This is a genomic window from Yoonia sp. (assembly GCF_030731595.1).
Taxonomy (GTDB): domain Bacteria; phylum Pseudomonadota; class Alphaproteobacteria; order Rhodobacterales; family Rhodobacteraceae; genus Yoonia.
This window is the reverse complement of the sequence record NZ_JANQTS010000092.1, coordinates 1473-3151: the sequence shown is the minus strand read 5'-3', so window position 1 is coordinate 3151 and position 1679 is coordinate 1473. Positions and strand designations below refer to the sequence as shown.

The following is a 1679-nucleotide window of genomic DNA, read 5'->3' as shown; positions in this document are numbered from 1 at the left end:
GGCGCTGGATCGTGGGTTCGCGGGTGCCGACCTCGTCAATCCGGCGGCGGATAATTTCGAGCGTCTGCATGATCGTGCGTTCGTTCATCGCAACCATCTCTGCTTCGCTCAGCGTGATCGTCAGAATAGGACCGTTGATACGCACATCGATGTTCGAAGCTGCCCCGCCGGTAAATGAGGCAACAGGCGTTCCCAAACCGCGCACCAGTTCGAACGCACGGTTCGCACCTTCCGGCTGCGAAATGCGCACGCGCAATTCGGTGGGCGGGCTGTCTTCGCGGGTGACAAAGCCAACCACGTCACGTTCAGCCGCCAAGGCATCACGGACGGATGGCCAGAACCCTTCCAGGAACGAGGCATGTACGTCTTCGACCTGAACCTCGACCAAAAGATGCGCGCCGCCGCGCAAATCAAGCCCAAGGTTCACTAGGTTCGACGGCAGGAAACTGGGCCAAAGCGCTGCATCCGCTTCCAGTTCCGCGTTTGTCTGCCCCGTTTCAATGATGGCGAGAGCATCATTATGCGCCTCGACCCGGCTGTAAAATCCGTTCGGCATGGCAAAGATCAGGCCGACGATGACCGTCAGCCAGATCATCAAGAGCTTTGAAAACGAAAAATTCAGCATGAATGGCGCCTTTTGCGGCAGATTTTAGGTTTTTGCCGGTTCGGTCTTGTTCATCACCGTGGCGATGGTGGATTTCACCACACGGACGGTCACGTCCTTGGCGATCTCGACTTCAACCTCATTACTTTCGGCCTTCACCCGCACGATCTTGCCGACGATACCGCCTTGGGTGATGATTTGATCACCCCGACGCAGCGCTTCCAGCATGGCCGCATGTTCTTTGAGTTTTTTCTGCTGTGGCCGGATCAGCAGGAAGTACATGATCCCGAAAATCAGCAGGAGCATTACTAGGTCGGCAGCTCTCATATCCCATCCCTTTTATTGTGCGTCGCGTGCGCTCCGAAAGTCGCGGCACATTATGTCCGCCACTTATGAAGTGCAACCGCGTTCGGGCCTGATGACAACAGGCTCTGGTGCGATATGGGGACCGCGCCTTGCGAAAGCAATCACAAAAGGGAAATTCCGCGACATCTGCGGCGGCGCTAGACGGTAAGCCAGCCCTGAAGGATCGCCAACTTGAGCGTAACCAAGAGCAGCGCCACGATGGCTGCAAGTCGCGGGCAGATGAACGCAACCAGCCATACACCCACCAGACATAGAAGAACCCAGTAGAAACGATCGAACCCGGCACCAAGCTCTGTCGGCAAGATCAAGAACGTCAGTTCACTGATCGGATCGATCTGCGCATTGATGACCCCTGCGAAACCAATAGCAAAGAAGGTCAGACCAGCGATAGTCGCTGCTAACTTCGAAATATAGAACCTGAATTCATCGAAAGAGGAAGAGATGGAAAATATCCCAAAAAATTTTAAAGTAATTTGGGAAGAATATCAGAAAGGAAAAACAACCGAAAGCGCTTAACTACAAACTGAAGTAGACTTCAGGATGCAGCAGGAACGGCAGCGGTTGAATAATCCACAGTCTTTTTGGCGGCAGAACGCGATGGTTTACCGATCACTGCGACAGTCACGAGAAGGACGATAAGAACGATGTCTAACATTTTTACTCTATAGGTTTGGAGCGGTTACGCTGTTTCGTGGTATTTTGTTTGATC

The 1679-nt window shown here is 53.3% G+C and carries 2 protein-coding genes and 1 pseudogene; all 3 read right to left on the bottom strand.

The features are described from left to right. Positions 1 to 625: pseudogene (locus NWQ23_RS10815) on the bottom strand (protein translocase subunit SecD); the annotation flags it as partial. Positions 626 to 649: 24 nt separating this feature from the next. Further along, positions 650 to 931: a preprotein translocase subunit YajC gene (gene yajC / locus NWQ23_RS10810; protein ID WP_306166363.1), complete on the bottom strand. Its 282-nt coding sequence runs from the start codon at positions 929 to 931 to the stop codon at positions 650 to 652. Between the two features lie 176 nt (positions 932 to 1107). Further along, positions 1108 to 1278, bottom strand: a complete 171-nt coding sequence (locus tag NWQ23_RS10805; protein ID WP_306166361.1) for a hypothetical protein — start codon at positions 1276 to 1278, stop codon at positions 1108 to 1110. Between the last annotated feature and the right edge of the window lie 401 nt (positions 1279 to 1679).